Source organism: Cupriavidus pinatubonensis, assembly GCF_019602855.1.
GTDB lineage: Bacteria > Pseudomonadota > Gammaproteobacteria > Burkholderiales > Burkholderiaceae > Cupriavidus > Cupriavidus pinatubonensis.
In genome coordinates this window covers 1,938,252-1,953,946 of the sequence record NZ_CP080767.1, presented here as the reverse complement: position 1 = coordinate 1,953,946, position 15,695 = coordinate 1,938,252, and the positions used below count along the sequence as shown (strand labels likewise).

12 protein-coding genes are annotated in these 15,695 nt (G+C 65.2%); 5 read left to right on the top strand and 7 right to left on the bottom strand.

From position 1 onward, the window contains the following. The first annotated feature begins 53 nt into the window (after positions 1 to 53). From K2O51_RS21555 to K2O51_RS21540, 4 genes are all read left to right on the top strand, one after another. Complete coding sequence (locus K2O51_RS21555; RefSeq protein WP_140950482.1) at positions 54 to 1,196, top strand: citrate/2-methylcitrate synthase; 1,143 nt, start codon at positions 54 to 56, stop codon at positions 1,194 to 1,196. Between the two features lie 186 nt (positions 1,197 to 1,382). Continuing rightward, positions 1,383 to 3,038 (top strand): S53 family peptidase, encoded by a 1,656-nt coding sequence (locus K2O51_RS21550; RefSeq protein WP_011297922.1) that lies wholly within the window; start codon positions 1,383 to 1,385, stop codon positions 3,036 to 3,038. Further along, on the top strand, positions 2,974 to 4,698 hold the full coding sequence (locus tag K2O51_RS21545; RefSeq protein ID WP_308813412.1) for a S10 family peptidase: 1,725 nt from the start codon (positions 2,974 to 2,976) through the stop codon (positions 4,696 to 4,698). The genes K2O51_RS21550 and K2O51_RS21545 overlap by 65 nt, the downstream gene beginning before the upstream one ends. A gap of 228 nt (positions 4,699 to 4,926) precedes the next feature. Next, positions 4,927 to 5,772: a class II glutamine amidotransferase gene (locus K2O51_RS21540; RefSeq protein WP_011297920.1), complete on the top strand. Its 846-nt coding sequence runs from the start codon at positions 4,927 to 4,929 to the stop codon at positions 5,770 to 5,772. Positions 5,773 to 5,794: 22 nt separating this feature from the next. Here K2O51_RS21540 and K2O51_RS21535 read toward each other — a convergent pair whose 3' ends face one another. Then, entirely contained in the window at positions 5,795 to 6,262 is a 468-nt protein-coding gene (locus K2O51_RS21535) for a CBS domain-containing protein (protein ID WP_011297919.1), read from the bottom strand. A gap of 151 nt (positions 6,263 to 6,413) precedes the next feature. Between K2O51_RS21535 and K2O51_RS35575 the strand changes: the two genes are divergently transcribed. Further along, a complete protein-coding gene (locus K2O51_RS35575; protein WP_258234682.1) occupies positions 6,414 to 6,542 on the top strand; it encodes a hypothetical protein in 129 nt (42 codons plus the stop codon). 30 nt (positions 6,543 to 6,572) lie between these two features. On the opposite strand, the gene K2O51_RS21530 is transcribed toward K2O51_RS35575, so the two are convergent. The 6 genes from K2O51_RS21530 to rpoD all read right to left on the bottom strand — a co-directional run bounded on the left by K2O51_RS21530 (position 6,573) and on the right by rpoD (position 15,507). After that, positions 6,573 to 6,917, bottom strand: a complete 345-nt coding sequence (locus K2O51_RS21530; protein WP_041679953.1) for a DUF190 domain-containing protein — start codon at positions 6,915 to 6,917, stop codon at positions 6,573 to 6,575. Between the two features lie 111 nt (positions 6,918 to 7,028). Next, complete coding sequence (locus K2O51_RS21525) at positions 7,029 to 7,937, bottom strand: DMT family transporter (protein ID WP_140952950.1); 909 nt, start codon at positions 7,935 to 7,937, stop codon at positions 7,029 to 7,031. A gap of 82 nt (positions 7,938 to 8,019) precedes the next feature. Next, positions 8,020 to 10,800, bottom strand: a complete 2,781-nt coding sequence (locus tag K2O51_RS21520; protein ID WP_011297916.1) for an Hsp70 family protein — start codon at positions 10,798 to 10,800, stop codon at positions 8,020 to 8,022. Between the two features lie 29 nt (positions 10,801 to 10,829). After that, positions 10,830 to 12,674, bottom strand: coding sequence for an Hsp70 family protein (locus K2O51_RS21515; RefSeq protein ID WP_220631629.1), 1,845 nt, complete (start codon positions 12,672 to 12,674; stop codon positions 10,830 to 10,832). Continuing rightward, a complete protein-coding gene (locus K2O51_RS21510; protein WP_011297914.1) occupies positions 12,671 to 13,255 on the bottom strand; it encodes a DUF2760 domain-containing protein in 585 nt (194 codons plus the stop codon). The genes K2O51_RS21515 and K2O51_RS21510 overlap by 4 nt, the downstream gene beginning before the upstream one ends. A 290-nt stretch (positions 13,256 to 13,545) precedes the next feature. Beyond that, on the bottom strand, positions 13,546 to 15,507 hold the full coding sequence (gene rpoD, locus K2O51_RS21505) for an RNA polymerase sigma factor RpoD (protein WP_011297913.1): 1,962 nt from the start codon (positions 15,505 to 15,507) through the stop codon (positions 13,546 to 13,548). Between the last annotated feature and the right edge of the window lie 188 nt (positions 15,508 to 15,695).

Below are 15,695 nucleotides of genomic sequence, written 5' to 3'. Positions count from 1 at the left end.
CAATGCAATATTGATATATAAAATCAACATAAATAGATGTGGAGCAAATCACCATGGGTCCCTGGATATCGATGGACGAGGCATGCGCGCGGCTCGGCGTGAGGCCGCAGACGGTCTACGCGTACGTCAGCCGCGGCAAGATCGAGGTCATGTCCGATCCGGTCGATACGCGTCGCAGCCTGTATCGCGCCGAAGACGTGGCGACGCTGGCCAAACGCAAGCAGGCTGGCCGCAAGCATGAGACGCTGGCCACCAACACGCTGTTTGGCGCCGAGCCCAGCATTCCGACCGCGATCTCAACGTTCCTGCGCGAACGGCTCTACTACCGTGGCCGCGACGCGGTGGTGCTCGCCGAAACCGCCACGCTGGAAGAGGCCGCGCAGTTGCTGTGGGATTCAGCGCAGCCCGTGAATTTTTCGTCGTCCACCAAGGTGGCAAAACCGGGGCGTGTGGCGGCCTTCAAGGCGTTGGCCGAACTGGCTGCCACCGGTCATTCGACACATGGCCGCATGACGCGCGTCCTGCATGCGGAAGGCCAGGGCCTGGTCGGCCAGCTGGCCAACGCGTTTGGCGCACAGCCGGGGCAGCAAGCGCTGCATATGCGCTTCGCGCAAGGGTGGGGGCTGAAGCCGGCAGGGGCCGAGTTGCTGAGGATGGCCATGGTGCTGCTGGTCGATCATGAACTGACCAGCTCCGCGTTTGCGTCGCGTATCGCGGCGTCGAACGGTGCGTCGTTGCCCGCGTGCCTGCTCTCCGGCCTCGCTACCTTGTCCGGGCCGCTGCACGGTGATGCTTCCGGTCGCGTCAAGGCGCTGTTCAACGACGTCGAACGGCAGGGCGAAGATCAGGTCATCACGCACTACCTGTCGACCGGCCAGGCGCTTGCGGGCTTCGGACACCACCTCTATCCCGAGGGCGACCCGCGCGCCGCCGCGCTGCTGTCGCGGTTCGAGCCGCCGCCGGTCATCGCTCGGTTCATCGCACAGGCAACACGCCTGACCGGCTTGCAGCCCAATATCGACGTGGCATTGGCCGCGCTGGTGATTCACTGCGGCCTGCCCGACGATGCAGCATTCGGGATGTTCGCCACGGCGCGCAGCATCGGACTGCTCGCGCATAGCCTGGAGCAACTGGGTGTGGGACAGGTGATCCGTCCGAGAGGCCGCTATGTCGGCGTGGTGCCGGAACGGGTCTGAGCTACGCAAGTTTGCTGTGCGTGCTCTTGTACGAATGGGCAGACAGGCATGCGGCCCATTGCACTCTGCTTTATCACAGATATAAAACACGCTCAGCAGCGGCATTTTGACGAATGGCCCCGCAATACCTAAGCTCGTTTGAGCCTGCCGCCAAAGCCGCAGGCAACGTCAGTGCGGGAGGAAAACATGGCGGACACACACGTACAGCTTGCTGGCAGTCGCCGGCCGCTGCCGCACAACGCCATCCGGGTGCGCGACGTGGATCCGCACGCGATCGTCGACGTCACGGTCACGCTCAAGGGTCCCGATCTTCCCGCACCGGAACAGATGCCCGACAAGGCGTTGTCGCGCGAAGAGATCGTGCAGCGTTTCGGCGTGCCCGCGGAAACGGTGCGCAAGGTCGAGGACGTGCTCCGGGGCTATGGCCTCCAGGTCGTCGAGGTGAAGCAAGGCGGCCGCAGCATACGGGTGCGCGGAACGGCGTCTGCGATGATCGCCGCGTTCAAGCCCGAACTTGGCATCTACCATGTGCCCGGACAGGGTCAGATCCGCGCGCGCCACGGCGTGCTGATGGTGCCGGGCGAGATCGCCGACGTCGTGGAGGGTGTGTTCGGCCTGGACCAGCGGCAGATGGCGAAGCGTCATGCGCAAGCCGCGGCATTGGTGCGCACGCTGGTCCCGCTGACCCCCGCAGACCTTGTGAAGCGATACCACTTTCCTGATGGCGATGGCGCAGACCGGACGATCGCCATCGCCGAATTCGGCCAGAACATCGGCAATGGGCAGGTACTGCCGCCCGCGTATCTTCCTTCGGACGTATCCCTGTTCTGCAAGCGGCAAGGGTTGCCGGTGCCTGTGGTGCGGATCGAAAGCGTTGGCCTGTCTCCGCTCAGCGAACAGCAGTTCCGGGCCGAGATTCAGGAACTTCCCAAGGACCTGCAGGACCTGCTGTTCGTGCAGACCGCCGAGACGATGATGGATATCGAGATCGTCGCCGGACTTTGTCCGAAGGCGGATATCGGCGTGTATTTCGCGACGTGGGGAGAGAGCGGCTGGATCAACCTGCTCGATGAAGTCACTTCGGGGAAAGGGCCCGTGCCCGTGGCGCTGTCCATCAGCTACGGTCTCGCCGAAGAGGCCACGGACTGGAGCCATGGTGCGATGGCATCGATCAACCAGCGGCTTCAGATTGCAGCGATGCAGGGCGTGACCGTGTGCGTATCGTCGGGCGATGACGGCAGCGGCTGCAATCAACCGGGCAAGCGCTGTCATGTCGCATTCCCGACCTCGAGTCCCTATGTGCTGAGCGTGGGCGGCACCATGCTTGTCACACATGCGGACGGGAAGTCCGAGGAAGTGGCGTGGTGGGAAGCGCCGGGCGAGCGCACACAGCAGGGCGGCGGCTCGACCGGTGGTGGCGTGAGCGTGCTGAATCCGCGGCCGCCGTGGCAGAACGTCTCGGTGGCGTCTCTGAATCCCGGCGCCGCAAACGGGCGCGTGGTGCCTGACGTGGCCGCATTGGCGGGGCCGCCGCTCTACGACCTGCTGCTCGATGGCCACGCATTGCCCGATGGCGGCACGAGCGCCGCCGCGCCGTTGTGGGCGGCGCTGGTGGCGCGTATCGATGCGGCGTTGCCGGCCGGCAAGCGGCAGCGATTCCTTGCGCCGCTGCTCTACAAGGGCGATGTGGGACGCGCGGGCTTCAGCGACGTCGTTTCGGGCCAGAACACCTCGCGTCCGAGCCCCGGCAAGGGCTATACGGCCAAGGCGGGCTTTGATGCGGTCACCGGCTGGGGCGTGCCCAACGGGCAGGGATTGCTCGCCGCGCTGGCTGCGGTCTGACGATCTGGCGCCAGCGGACTTCACCATTTCGCACACGGAGGACAATGCAATGAGCCCGACGACACGAAAGGAAGTTCCGTCCGATGAGCCGCTTATCGACACCACGCCCTATGGCTATGGCCCGGACGATTTGGTGACCGACGTCACGGAGACCGCGGCGATTACGCAGCACACGCTGAAGCTGCATGGCAAATCGCTCGCCTACACGGCGCGCGCGGGCCATCTGGTGACAACAGACCCATACAGCGCCATGCCGGCCGCCAAGCTGTTCTATGTCGCCTTCACGCTCAATGGCACGGCGGCATCCAAGCGGCCCGTGACGTTCTTCTACAACGGTGGCCCCGGATCGTCATCGGTCTTCCTGCTGCTCGGCTCTTTCGGACCACGCCGGATCAAGACCAGCATGCCCGGCTTCACGCCACCCGCGCCCTACGAGATGGAAGACAACGAGGATTGCCTGCTCGACCATACCGACCTCGTCTTCATCAACCCCGTTGGAACGGGCTATTCCGGCGCGGTCGCACCGGGCACCAACAAGGACTTCTGGGGCGTGGACGAAGACGCTAGCTGCATCAAGCAGTTCATCAAGCGTTATCTGACGGTGTTCAACCGCTGGAATTCGCCGAAGTATTTGTTCGGGGAGTCTTACGGAACGCCGCGTACCTGCGTGCTGACATGGCTGCTGCATGAGGATGGCGTGGACCTCAACGGCATCGTGCTGCAATCGTCGATCCTCGACTATTCGCAGGCGGGAAATCCCATCGGGCTGCTTCCTACGCTTGCGGCCGATGCGTGGTTCCACAAGATGGTCACGCTGTCGCCGGTGCCTGCCGAACTGGCGACGTTCATGGACGACGTGGAGGCGTTTGCCATCGATGCCTACGTCGAGGCGTTATCCGGCTTTCCGAAGTTCGACCAGAAATCGCTCGAGTACCTCAGCGCCATTCTCGGCATCCCGCAGGAAGTCCTGCGCTACTGGAAACTCGACCCCTCGACTGCAAACGGCTCGGTGTTCCTGACCAGCCTGTTGCTGGACAAGGGCCTGGCGGTCGGGGCATACGATGGCCGTGTCACGGCGCAGGACACGGGCATCGCCGAATACATCGCCCCGAATTCCGGCGGCAACGATCCCACCATGACCGCCGTGGGCGGCGTCTATACGGCGATGTGGAATGTGTATCTCAACGAGGAACTGCAGTTCACGTCGACCTCGCCTTTCATGGACCTGAACGACGAGGCCTTTCTCAACTGGAATTTCGGCCACGTCGATCCCACTGGCGCGCAACGCGGCGGTGTCGAAAGCCTCTACACGGCCGGCGATCTTGCTGCGGCGATGGCGCTGAATCCTTACCTGCGGGTGTTCTCGGCGAACGGCTACTACGACGCCGTGACGCCGTTCTTCCAGACCATCCTCAACTTCCAGAACATGCCGGCCGCCCATGCGGGCATCGCGACGACGCTGACCGTCAGGAACTACCCATCCGGGCACATGATTTATCTCGACAATGCGTCCCGTACGGCGATGAAGGCGGACCTGTCCGACTTCTATGCAGGTTCGGACCGCCATGTGGAAGCCATCCAGGCCGCGTTGCCGGTGCAGGAGCAACAGGCGGCGTATGCGGCGCGGTATCGGAGGCGGCTGAGCCGGACGCCGTATTAAGGGCGGGATTTGCGGGCGCTGCCCTGGGTTGCCCGCCAAAAGTGACGAATCGTGCGTATAGCGAGGTCCCTTCGCTTTCCGAATCTCCCTCTGACATGCCAGACCGTCGCGCGCCGGCCGCATCCGGCGCTGGGTGCGGCGGCGTTCCTTTGCCGTTCGCGGGCAGCCGTCCTAAAACAGAAGTGTGGGGCGGCAGTCACCGGCCCCGCCGATAAGAGGAGGAACACCATGTGCCGCTGGCTGGCCTACTCAGGCAGATCCGTGCCGCTCGAAGCGGTGCTATTCCAGCCGGAACACTCGCTGATCGACCAGAGCCTGAATGCGCGGCTGGGCCATACCACCACCAATGGCGATGGCTTTGGCGTTGGCTGGTATGGACGCCACTCCGAGGTGCCATTCCGCTACCGTTGCCTGCACCCTGCCTGGAGTGATACCAACCTGCGCGAGACGGCCCGGGCGGTGCGGGCGCCGCTGTTCGTTGCGCACGTACGGGCGGCTACCGGTACGCCTACGCAGGAAACCAATTGCCATCCGTTCCGCTTCGGCCGCTGGCTCTTTGTTCATAACGGCCTGATCCGGGAGTTTCCGTTATTGCGGCGCGACCTGATGATGGCCGTCTCGCCGCAGTTGTTCCGCTGGATCGAGGGGTCTACGGATTCCGAGATCATGTTTTTCCTGGCGCTGACTTTCGGGCTGGAACGTGACCCACGCGCCGCGCTTGAGCAGATGGTGGGGCTGATCGAGGAAGTCGGCCACCGCTACGACGTGGAGCATCCGATCAACATGACCGTCTGCGTGACCGACGGCCAGCAGATTGTTGCGGTGCGCTATTCCAGTGAAGCGGATTCGCGCTCGCTGTTCCACAGCACCTCGTTCCGCCAGTTGCGCGAACTGTATCCCGACGACCCGCGCATCATCGCCGCCGGCGACGATGCATTCCTTGTGCTGTCAGAGCCGCTGATCGATGTGCAAGGCGTGTGGCAGGAGATTCCCGAGGCCACGATCCTGGTTGGCCGCGCCGGGGTGATCGACTACAGCCGCTTCACGCCGCGGATGCCGGAGCTTTCCAGCTAGCTCCGAGGCGGCATGCCGAAAACTAGTAGCAACCGCCCGTGTCGACGGTCAGGTTGAGCATGTCGTGCTCGAGGTCGCGGATCAGGTGTTCGTCTTCGCTCAGCAGTTCTTCCAGGATGTCATGGCTGGACAGCACCCCGGCGATACGCCCGGATTCCAGAACCGGCAGATGGCGGATGCGCCTGGCATGCATCAGCGCAAGGCATTGGTCGCAGGTATGGTCAGGCGAAACACAGACGACCTTGGTCGTCATGATGTCCCGGACCTTCGTTGCGCTGGCGCTGCGGCCTGCCAGTTCGACGCCACGGGCGTAGTCGCGCTGCGACAGTATCCCGGCCAGCGTGTCGCCGTGCATGACCAGCACCGTGCTGATGTCCTTGTCGGCCATCAGCTGGAGCGCTGCCAGCACGAAATCATCCGGCGCGACCGAAATGACATCGCGGGGCTTGTCCGCCAGAAGCTGGCGCGCGGTCTTTCTCACCTTGTTCATCGTCGTCTCCGTCTGACTTCCGTTGCATCGCGCTGCGTCGCGTTGCATCGATCTGACACTGGCACGCTACTTGCCAACTCCCCTTCGCGAAAGGGACAGGGGAGGACTATTGTTAAAGCATCCCCACATCCAGTCACTAATGGGGGTCATCATGAAACCGGTCGTGCACCATTTCCATTCGGATCCGCCCCATCACGGCGCGCGGTACTACGCAGTGCTGGCGACAGCGTTGCTGGTCCCAGGCGTGCTGTATGTCTGCATGGCGTTGCTGAGCCAGTGACGGAGCGGGCCGCCGTCATGTGATGGGGGCTCACGTGGGGCCGTCATCCATGTCTGGCGCCGCCTTACCAAGGAAGCCGAACTCCACGGGGAACTTGGTGTAGAAGACGCGCACGTCCTCAGCCGCCAGGCGATCGAACAGCGCCTGCGTCTCCGACTCGGTCGCGATCATCATGATTTCCTCGGGGCGATCGGCCAGTTCGACGAAATGCCAGCTGTGGAAACGGTGATCGTGCCCCATGCCTTCGGCCGCCACGCGATGCGTTGCGCCACGAACATTCATGTCCCGCATGAGCTGCAGCAACCAGTGCGACAACTGCTTGCCGTGGTGGCGGCGGCTCTCCACGGTGTAGAAAGTGACCTGATAGCCATGCACGATTGCCTCCTGGCGCACTGCCATCCCTGAGCGGGCACGCTATTCAGTCTACTCCGCAATCGTCAGTGGCTTGGACTGCAGCATTGCGCCATTTGGCAGCAGCGGGGCAGTTCAGCGCCGCTGCGCGAGCCAGATACCGGCCCCGATAGTCACCAACCCGACCGCGTGGTACCAGCGCGGCCAGTCGCCGAGCAGCAGCGTGGACAGCAGGGCCGCGAACACCGGCGTCAACGTGATAAAGAAGACTGGCAACTGCGCGCCGGCACGCGCGATGGCGCGGTCCCAGGCAAAGTAGGCGAGCAGCGATGGGATGGTCGCCACATAGAGCAGGATCGCCGCGACCTTGCCACTCCATTGGAGCGGCTGATCGAGCGTCATCAGTTCCCACGCAGTCACGGGCACGCTTACCACCAGGCCGGTCACGATCTGCGCGAACAGCAGCACGGGCAACGGCAACTCGGGGCGCCGCTTGCGCAGCAGCCAGGTATAGGCGCTCCACGCGATGGTGGCGGCCAGCATATAGAGATCGCCCGCGACAAAGTCGAGTTGGGCAAGGCGGCCAAGCTCGCCGCGTACGAGCACGAACGAAACACCCACGAGGCACAGCAGGGCGCCCGCGACATGCCACGGCTTCATCTTCTCGTGAAAGCACGTAGCGCCGATGATCAGCAGGAACAGCGGCGTGGAGGCGCCGATCAGCGTGACATTGATCGGCGTCGACGTGGTCAGTGCCAGGTACTGCAGCGCGTTATAGCTGGCGATCGACAGCATGCCGAGGGCGAGGATCACCCCCGCATGCCGGCGCAGCGCTGCGCGGTGCTCGACGACGCCGCGCCATGCGTAAGGCGCGAGCAGCAGACCGGCCAGCAGCCAGCGCACGAAGTTCAGCGTGACCGGCGGCACCGTTCCGGCGGCCAGGCGGCCGACGATGGCGTTGCCGGCCCAGCTCAATGGGGGGAAGGTAAGGAGGAACAGTGTGGTCCAGTCCAGGCGTCTGGTACCGGTGGTGCTGGCGTGCATGGGTGTGACGTTGGCTTTTTCTTGTGAAGCCGCATTATCCGCCAGGTCCATGGCACCCGCTGCGACGCGCCGCCAATGCAGTTCAGGCAGTTCCGCCGATCAGTTTCAGGCCCGCAGGCAATGCCTCTCCGAAAACGCGTCCCTCGTCGGCGGCATCGAGCTCCACGGCCTCGCGCACCATGGCGATCCAGCTTTGCGGCGCGTTGGCGGCCTCCAGGCGGCGCACGACGGCTGCGCGCACCTCATCGGGCAGATCCCGCGTGCGGTCGCCGGTCATGCGTGCGATCTGCGTCGCGGCAAACGCCGCCGGTTCGACCTTCTTCCAGTCGAGCGCCAGGATGGCATCCACCCACCGCGCAGCGATGTCGGCCGGGACGACGCCATGCGCGCTGCCATAGAACGGCCGGCGCGCGCCAATACGGCCCACGGCCCACCAGCTCTGGTTGTTTTCCGACGGCTTGCGCAGCCGGGCCAGCAGCCATTCGGCGACCTCGATCTTGCGCTCGGCGGGGATGTTTTCGAGCGAACCGGCCAGCCGAACCATGTCGGCGTACCCGGAACGCGTCGGCCCTGCGGGCTTCTTGTAGTGGCCGCTGCCCGGCGGCTGAAGATAGAAGGCCATATCGTCGAGCAGGCGCAGTTGCGCGCTCTCATCGAGACCACCCGCTGCGCGGCGCCACAGCGTCCACCATTCCGACCAGTTCTGGTTTTCGTTGACGTACTGGATGCCCTGGTCGTACATCGACCACAGCTGTTCGACCCGCCACTCGTCCAGCGGATAGCCGAAGCCCGGCCGCACGCAATAGCCGGCCAGGTTCAGCCAGAGCCGCTCATGGTCGGCGGTACGCCGCCGGCGCTTGGCCCGCTCCAGGAAGGCGCCGAACAGTTCGCGCAGCAGCGCGCTATCCCATTGCTCGCGCGGCCCCAGCAGCTGTTCCAGATGGGCGCGCTGCCGTTTGACTTCCTTCGGATCGACGCCTTGGGCGCGTGCGCCGAAGGTGCGGTCGATGGCGTCGAAGGCTTGTGGCAGCGACGGGTGCAACGTTTCGGTCGTGGGCGCTTCGGCCGGCGCTTCGTTGCCGCGCAACTGGAACTCGAGCCGCCAGCGCTGCGCGGTATCCGCTATCTCGCTGCAGTGGACTTCGAGCGTGCCGACCTCGGTCAGCGATGTCGTGATCTGCACCGGCGTTTCGCGCGGACCGCTGTTGCCGCGCGTCGGCACGACGGTTGCGATCGGCGGCAGGCGCACGAAGTCGCCGCGCTCAAGCCCCGTCAATTCGCCGGGCTGGTAGGCCGTGTCGGCCACGGACGAGACCAGATGGAACTGGACCGGATGGCCAAGCCGCAGCGCGAAGGTGCGGTCCTTCAGGTGAATTTCGTGGCCTTCCTCGGTGCCTTTTGGCAGCAGGCAGATGCCTTGCTGCCCCGATGCGCCGTCATCGAGCACCAGGAAATAGCTGCGCGGCGAACCACCGCCGATGCGCGGTGCCTGTCCCGCTCGCGCCCGTGCGTAGGCTACAGCGCCGCGCGCAACGGCGACATCGGGATCGGCGTTGTGCAGGACGTTCAGGGGCGACCCGCGCCATGTGCCCAGCGTATCGGCGATGCGGCTCGCCAGCGCTTCGGCACGGAATACCCCGCCGTTAAGCAGCAGCGTGTCAGGCATTGGCAACGCATCGTCGCCGGACTGCGGCTGGCCCAGCGCCACGCGCGACTGCGCGGCGTGCTGGCTCAGAAACGCCGCGACATGTCGCGTGACACCGGGATCGGACGCATACGGCAGGCCGAATTCGACGATGGCTCCGCGCGCGCGGCCCGGCCGCTCGGTGGACGCCACCTTGGGAAAGAAGCCATCGACCACAAGCTGTTCGACTTCCTGCCGCGTCACCTCCACGGAGCGTGCGCCGCCAATCAGCTTCGAGCCGGCACCAAGGAGCGTGACCGTGACCGCATCCGGCGCTCGCGCACTGAGCAACTGTTCCTTGGCCGCACGGCAGCGGGCAACGAGTTGGGATAAGCCCGAGGCCGACAAGCGCGCTTGCGCGGGACCGAGACGCGCCTCGACCAGATGCGCGAGCGCCAGGTCCATGTTGTCGCCGCCGAGCATCAGGTGGTTGCCCACGCCGATCCGCGTGAGCTGCGGCTGCCCGTCCTGCATGTCGACGCGGATCAGCGTCAGGTCGGTGGTACCGCCGCCCACGTCGCAGATCAGCACCAGGCGAGTCCGCGCGAGCTCTGCATCGAGCGTCTCGCGGTGATGGAACAGCCAGTCGTAGAGTGCGGCCTGCGGCTCTTCGAGCAGGCGCAGCGCAGGCAGGCCGGCCATGCGCGCGGCCTCAAGCGTCAGCGCGCGCGCGCCCTCGTCGAACGACGCTGGCACGGTGAGCACGACGTCCTGCTCTTCCAGCCGGGCGTCGGGGAAGCGATGATTCCACGCGGCAGCCACATAGCCGAGATAGCTCGCGCTCGCGGCGACAGGCGAGATCTTGCCGACTTCCTCGTCCGCGCCCCACGGCAGGATGGGGGCGGTGCGATCAACCGAGGCATGCGACAGCCAGCTTTTCGCGCTGGCCACAAGCCGGCCTGGCACCTGTGCGCCAAGCGTGGCCGCCAGGCGGCCGAACACCGTACGGCGCGCGGCGGCGCTCGCCGCCGACTGCCATGGCAGCTGCAAATCGTCGCCGCTGATTTCACCGGGCGCCGCGTGGTAGCGAACCGAAGGCAGTAGCGGGCGCGCGGCGACTTCACCCAGGCCTACGAGCTGGTCGATCTCGAAGACGCGGATATTGTCCGATCCTGTCTCCGCATAGGCCACCACGGTATTGCTGGTGCCAAGGTCAATGCCGACGGTGTACCGCTTCATTGCTTCCTTGCTTATCCGCTAAACGGTGTTCAACCCTGCGCGCCGCCGCGCACGTCGAATTCGACCTTCCAGCGCTCGTCGTTGCCGCGGACGGCCTCGAGTTCTAGCGTGCCCGCTTCCGTCACGCGTGCGTGCAGCCTGACCGGAACGACTTCGCCCGGCGTGCGTCCTTCGGCCGGCAGGGTCGCCTGGATTTCCTCCAGTTCATGCAGTTCCTCGGGGCCCCAGAAATCGAGCAAGGTACCGACCTGGTCCTGGCGGCGCACCGAGGAGCCGAAGAACCGGAAATGCACTGGTTCGCCGACCACAAGGCCGAGTTCCTGCGGCGGCAATTCGGTTTCGGTGCCTTCTTCCATGCCAAACGGTGCCACACACAGCGCCTGGATCGGCGGTTCGAACCCCGGCACGGCGGGCATCGACGATTCCACGGCGATGTAATACGAGCGCGCGGTGCCGCCACGGATGCGCACGCCCTTGCCGCGTCGCACATAACCGTAGTACGCGGCGCCGCGTGCCACGGCCAGGTCCAGTTCGGCACCGCCGAGCAGCCGGGCAGGGGCCGCGCCTTCTGCGGCAAGCCAGCCGTTCAGGGTCTGCTGGATACGGTCCGCGAGCAGGCCCGATTTGAATACGCCGCCGTTGAACAGTACTGCGGTCGGATGCAGGAAAGTCGCGCTTTCCGGCTGCGTACCCCGGAACCCTTCCAGATCGGCGAGCGCACCGACCTGGCGGCCAAGAAAGGCTGCCAGATGCCGCGTGATTGCCGCATCCTGTGCATAGGGCAGGCCAAGCTGCGTCAGGCCGACGCGCGCACGGCTTACCGGCCGGGCCGCAGCGTCGACCTGCGGGAAGAAGCCTTCCAGGATGATCTGGGTGAGTTCCGTACGTGTCAGGTCCGTGCGGATCGATCCGCCGATCAGCTTGGAGCCGCGGCTGGGCACGACCAGCGGCACGGTATCCACCGTCGGGTCAGTCAGCAGCGTTTCCTTGGCCGCCCGGCACGCATAGGTCAGCGCGCGCAGTTGCCACGGGTCGGCTTGCGTGCCTTGCGCAGCGAGCTTGCGCGCGACTACGTGGGCCAGTGCCAGATCCATGTTGTCGCCGCCGAGCAGGATATGCTCGCCGACGGCCACACGATGCAGTTCCAGGTTGCCATCACGCTCGATGACTGCGATCAGCGACAGGTCGGTGGTGCCGCCGCCAACGTCGACGACGAGGATGATGTCGCCGACCTTGACGTCCTTGCGCCACTGGCCACCGCTTTTCTCGATCCAGCTATAGAGCGCAGCCTGCGGCTCTTCGAGCAGCGTCATGCGCGCGTAGCCAGCGGCCGCGGCGGCCTCTGCGGTGAGTTCGCGCGCGGCCGGGTCGAACGAGGCCGGAATCGTCACCGTCACGTCCTGCTCGGCGAACGGCGCGTCGGGATGCGCCTGGTCCCACGCTTCGCGCAGGTGGGTGAGATAACGCACCGATGCCTCGAGCGGCGATACGCGCGGCACTTCAGGCGGCGCATCGTTAGGCAGGATCGCGGCGCGGCGGTCCACGCCGGGGTGACACAGCCAGCTTTTTGCACTCGATACCAGCCGGATAGGGGTGCCGGCACCGCGGCTGCGAGCCAGCTCGCCCACGGCGAATTCGCGCGTGGCACTCCATGGCAGGGCCAGGTCGCCCGGCGCCAGCTCGCTCTCGTGCGGCAGATACAGGAAGGAGGGCAGCAGATCGCGTGCTTCCGTCGCACCCGGTCCGGTCAGCTGCGGGATCGCCAGGACACCCTGGCTGGTCTTCTCGCCGTCGCTGCCGGTCAGGTCGACGTAGGACAGGGCGCTGTGCGTGGTGCCCAGGTCGATGCCGATGGAATAGCGGGCCTCGCTCATAGCTCGACCTCCGCGGGGGCGATGACGGTGGCGTCATGGCGCTCGGCCAGGCGCGGCAGCCTGACTTCCTCGGCCTTCCAGCCGCGATGGCTGAGGTTGCCGTGGAACGGCGCGCTGCCGACCACATTGCCGGTCAGGCGGACGGCCGTGGCATCGAAGCCGTCGGCCAGCGTTACGCGGCTGCCTTCGGCTTCATTGCGTACCGGGCGGATCGTAAAATGCTCGCGCAGCACGGCGCGGCAGCCATCGTGGACGAGACGGGCGGCGCCGCCGATCTCGGTGTCGGTATAGCCGGCAATGTCTTCCTCGACGAAGTCGATGAACCGCGCATCGCGCTGGAGCAGTCCCAGCAGTTGCAGGGCCGCGACGGGGCTTGCTTCCTTCAGTGCGGGCGCCGGTGCGGGCGCAGCGGGAGCCGGGGCTGCCACGGGCGCGGCCACCGGGGCCGGCGCGGCAGCAGGCAGTTCGCCGTTGCGCAGGCGGCGTACCCCGGCAGCCAGTTCACCGTTGCCAAGGATGGCAAAGAAGGTGCCCACGGCCAGCGAGATCCTGCCAAGAAAAGAGATGTTCGAGTCGGTCATGGAAAAACTCCTGTGTGCTCTGTTGGGGGACGAGCTGTCCCGGTCCGCGGCAAGTGCGCGATGCGGCATGAGAAGCGGTGCATCGGAACGCTGTGCTTTTCCTGCCGGATGCGCTCCGCCTGGCCCTCAAGTATTCCAGCCGGAATTTTGCACTAAGCGATATGTCAGCCAGTATGGCGTGTGTGGTGTAGCAGCCATCCATGCGAAAACCGGCAGCCCAAGGGCCGCCGGCAGTCGTTGTCATGGTAAGCGAAAGCATCCTGCGGGTGCAGGATGCCCCGCCATGCCGATTACGCGTCGCGCAGATAGGTGATGAGCTGATCGGCGCGGCTCGGGTGGCGCAGCTTGCGCATCGCCTTGCTTTCGATCTGGCGGATACGCTCGCGCGTCACGTCGAACTGCTTGCCGACTTCTTCCAACGTGTAGTCGGTGGCCATATCGATGCCGAAGCGCATGCGCAGCACCTTGGCTTCACGCGGCGTGAGCTCGTCGAGCATTTCACGCACGACTTCGCGCAGGCTCGCCTGGAGGGCGGCGTCGGCCGGCGTCGCGGTGTCCGAGTCGGCAATCATGTCGCCGAGGCTCGTGTCGCCGTCTTCGCCCACGGGCGTTTCCATCGAGACCGGTTCGCGGGCGATCTTCATGATCGCGCGGACCTTTTCTTCGGGCATGTCCATGCGCTCGGCCAGTACGGCCGGATCCGGCTCCTTGCCGGTCTGCTGCATGAGCTCGCGCGACAGGCGGTTGAGCTTGTTGATCTGCTCGATCATGTGGACCGGGACGCGGATCGTGCGGGCCTGGTCTGCAATGGCGCGCGTCACGGCCTGGCGCACCCACCACGTCGCGTACGTCGAGAACTTCCAGCCGCGGCGGTACTCGAACTTGTCCACGGCCTTCATCAGGCCGATATTGCCTTCCTGGATCAGATCCAGGAACTGCAGGCCGCGGTTCGTGTACTTCTTCGCAATCGAGATCACCAGGCGCAGGTTGGCCTGGGTCATCTCGTGCTTGGCCTGGCGCATCTGGCGCTCGGCGGCCAGCATCTTGCGGTTCACCGCCTTCAGCTCGGCCAGCGGGAGCGCCGCGCGGGCCTGGATGTCGATCAGCTTTTGCTGATGCGCTTCGAGATCCGGCAGCGCGCGCGCGACGGCGGCGCTGTACGGGCGCGATGCGGCGGCAAGGTCGCGGCCCCAGCTCAGGTTGGTTTCATTGCCAGGGAAGCGTGCGATGACGTCCTCGCGGTCCATGCCGCAACGGTCGACCAGCAGCTGGACCACCTGGCGCTCGACCACGCGTACATCGTCGACCATGGACTGGACATCGGCGCACAGGCGTTCAATGGTCTTTGCGGTGAAGCGGATCGTACGCAGCTCGTCGCGCACCGTGTCGCGGGCGGTCACGAACCCTGCCGATCCGCTGCCGTTGGCGGCGTATTCCTGCCGCATCAGCTCGAACTGCTCGGACACGCGCGCAAAGCGCTTCAGGCATTCGTCGCGCAGCTTGGCGAGATCGGCTTCAGCGCTCTGCTGCGTCGAGCCTTCTTCGGCATCGTCGTCGTCCTCGTTGCTGTCGTCTTCATCCGCGGTGTCGGCGCTGTCGTCGTCGCTATCGTCAGCGCTGGCGGTCACGGGAGCATCAGCGCCGCTTTCGTCGGTCAGGCCGTCGACCAGATCGTCGATGCCCATCTCGGCGCTGGCCACGCGGCCCGACAGTTCGAGGATGGTGGCAATCGTGGACGGGCAGGCCGAAATGGCGTGCACCATATTGTTCAGGCCATCTTCGATCCGCTTGGCGAGCTCGACTTCTTCCTTGCGCGTCAGCAGCGTGGCGGAGCTCATCTCGCGCATGTACATGCGCACCGGATCGGTCGTGCGGCCGAACTCCGAGTCCACGGTGGAAAGCGCCACTTCGGCTTCTTCATCGGCCTGGTCGTCGGAAGCGACTACTGCGTTGTCGCTAAGCAGCAGCGTCTCGGCATCGGGCGTCTGCTCGAAGATCTTCACGCCCATTTCGGCGAACGTCGTGACGATGCTTTCCATCGCCGCCGTGTCGGTGAAGTTCTCTTGCAGATGGTCGCTGATATCCGCGTGGGTCAGATACCCACGTTGCCTGCCCAGCTGGATCAGCGCGCGCAGTTGCTGGGTGCGCGCATTGGCTTCATCCGGCGACATGGATTCCGTTGAGCCGCCGAGGCCCTTGACAATACCTGCTTCGCGGGCTTTCGCAGCCGTTCGTTGTGGACCGCTCGTCATCTACTGCTGTTTCCTTCGTGATCGCGTTTTGATTGCACCGCGTTTTGATTGCAGCGCGCACTCATTGCGTGCGTTTTCTGGCCCGCTGTCAAGGCTTCGGACTGACATTGGCGTGGCGATGAGCCGAACCCCGGCGTTATGGGCCGGTGAGCAGGGGGCGCATATTCTACAGTGTTTGGTGCGTTGCA

Excerpts from the sequence above, each read along its gene's own strand:
- K2O51_RS21540 (WP_011297920.1), top strand. The coding sequence starts at position 4,927 with ATGTGCCGCTGGCTGGCCTACTCAGGCAGATCCGTGCCGCTCGAAGCG.
- K2O51_RS21510 (WP_011297914.1), bottom strand. The coding sequence starts at position 13,255 with ATGACCGACTCGAACATCTCTTTTCTTGGCAGGATCTCGCTGGCCGTG.
- K2O51_RS21525 (WP_140952950.1), bottom strand. The coding sequence starts at position 7,937 with ATGCACGCCAGCACCACCGGTACCAGACGCCTGGACTGGACCACACTG.
- K2O51_RS35575 (WP_258234682.1), top strand. The coding sequence starts at position 6,414 with ATGAAACCGGTCGTGCACCATTTCCATTCGGATCCGCCCCATCACGGC.
- K2O51_RS21515 (WP_220631629.1), bottom strand. The coding sequence starts at position 12,674 with ATGAGCGAGGCCCGCTATTCCATCGGCATCGACCTGGGCACCACGCAC.
- K2O51_RS21535 (WP_011297919.1), bottom strand. The coding sequence starts at position 6,262 with ATGAACAAGGTGAGAAAGACCGCGCGCCAGCTTCTGGCGGACAAGCCC.
- K2O51_RS21555 (WP_140950482.1), top strand. The coding sequence starts at position 54 with ATGGGTCCCTGGATATCGATGGACGAGGCATGCGCGCGGCTCGGCGTG.
- K2O51_RS21520 (WP_011297916.1), bottom strand. The coding sequence starts at position 10,800 with ATGAAGCGGTACACCGTCGGCATTGACCTTGGCACCAGCAATACCGTG.
- K2O51_RS21550 (WP_011297922.1), top strand. The coding sequence starts at position 1,383 with ATGGCGGACACACACGTACAGCTTGCTGGCAGTCGCCGGCCGCTGCCG.
- K2O51_RS21545 (WP_308813412.1), top strand. The coding sequence starts at position 2,974 with ATGCGGTCACCGGCTGGGGCGTGCCCAACGGGCAGGGATTGCTCGCCG.
- rpoD (WP_011297913.1), bottom strand. The coding sequence starts at position 15,507 with ATGACGAGCGGTCCACAACGAACGGCTGCGAAAGCCCGCGAAGCAGGT.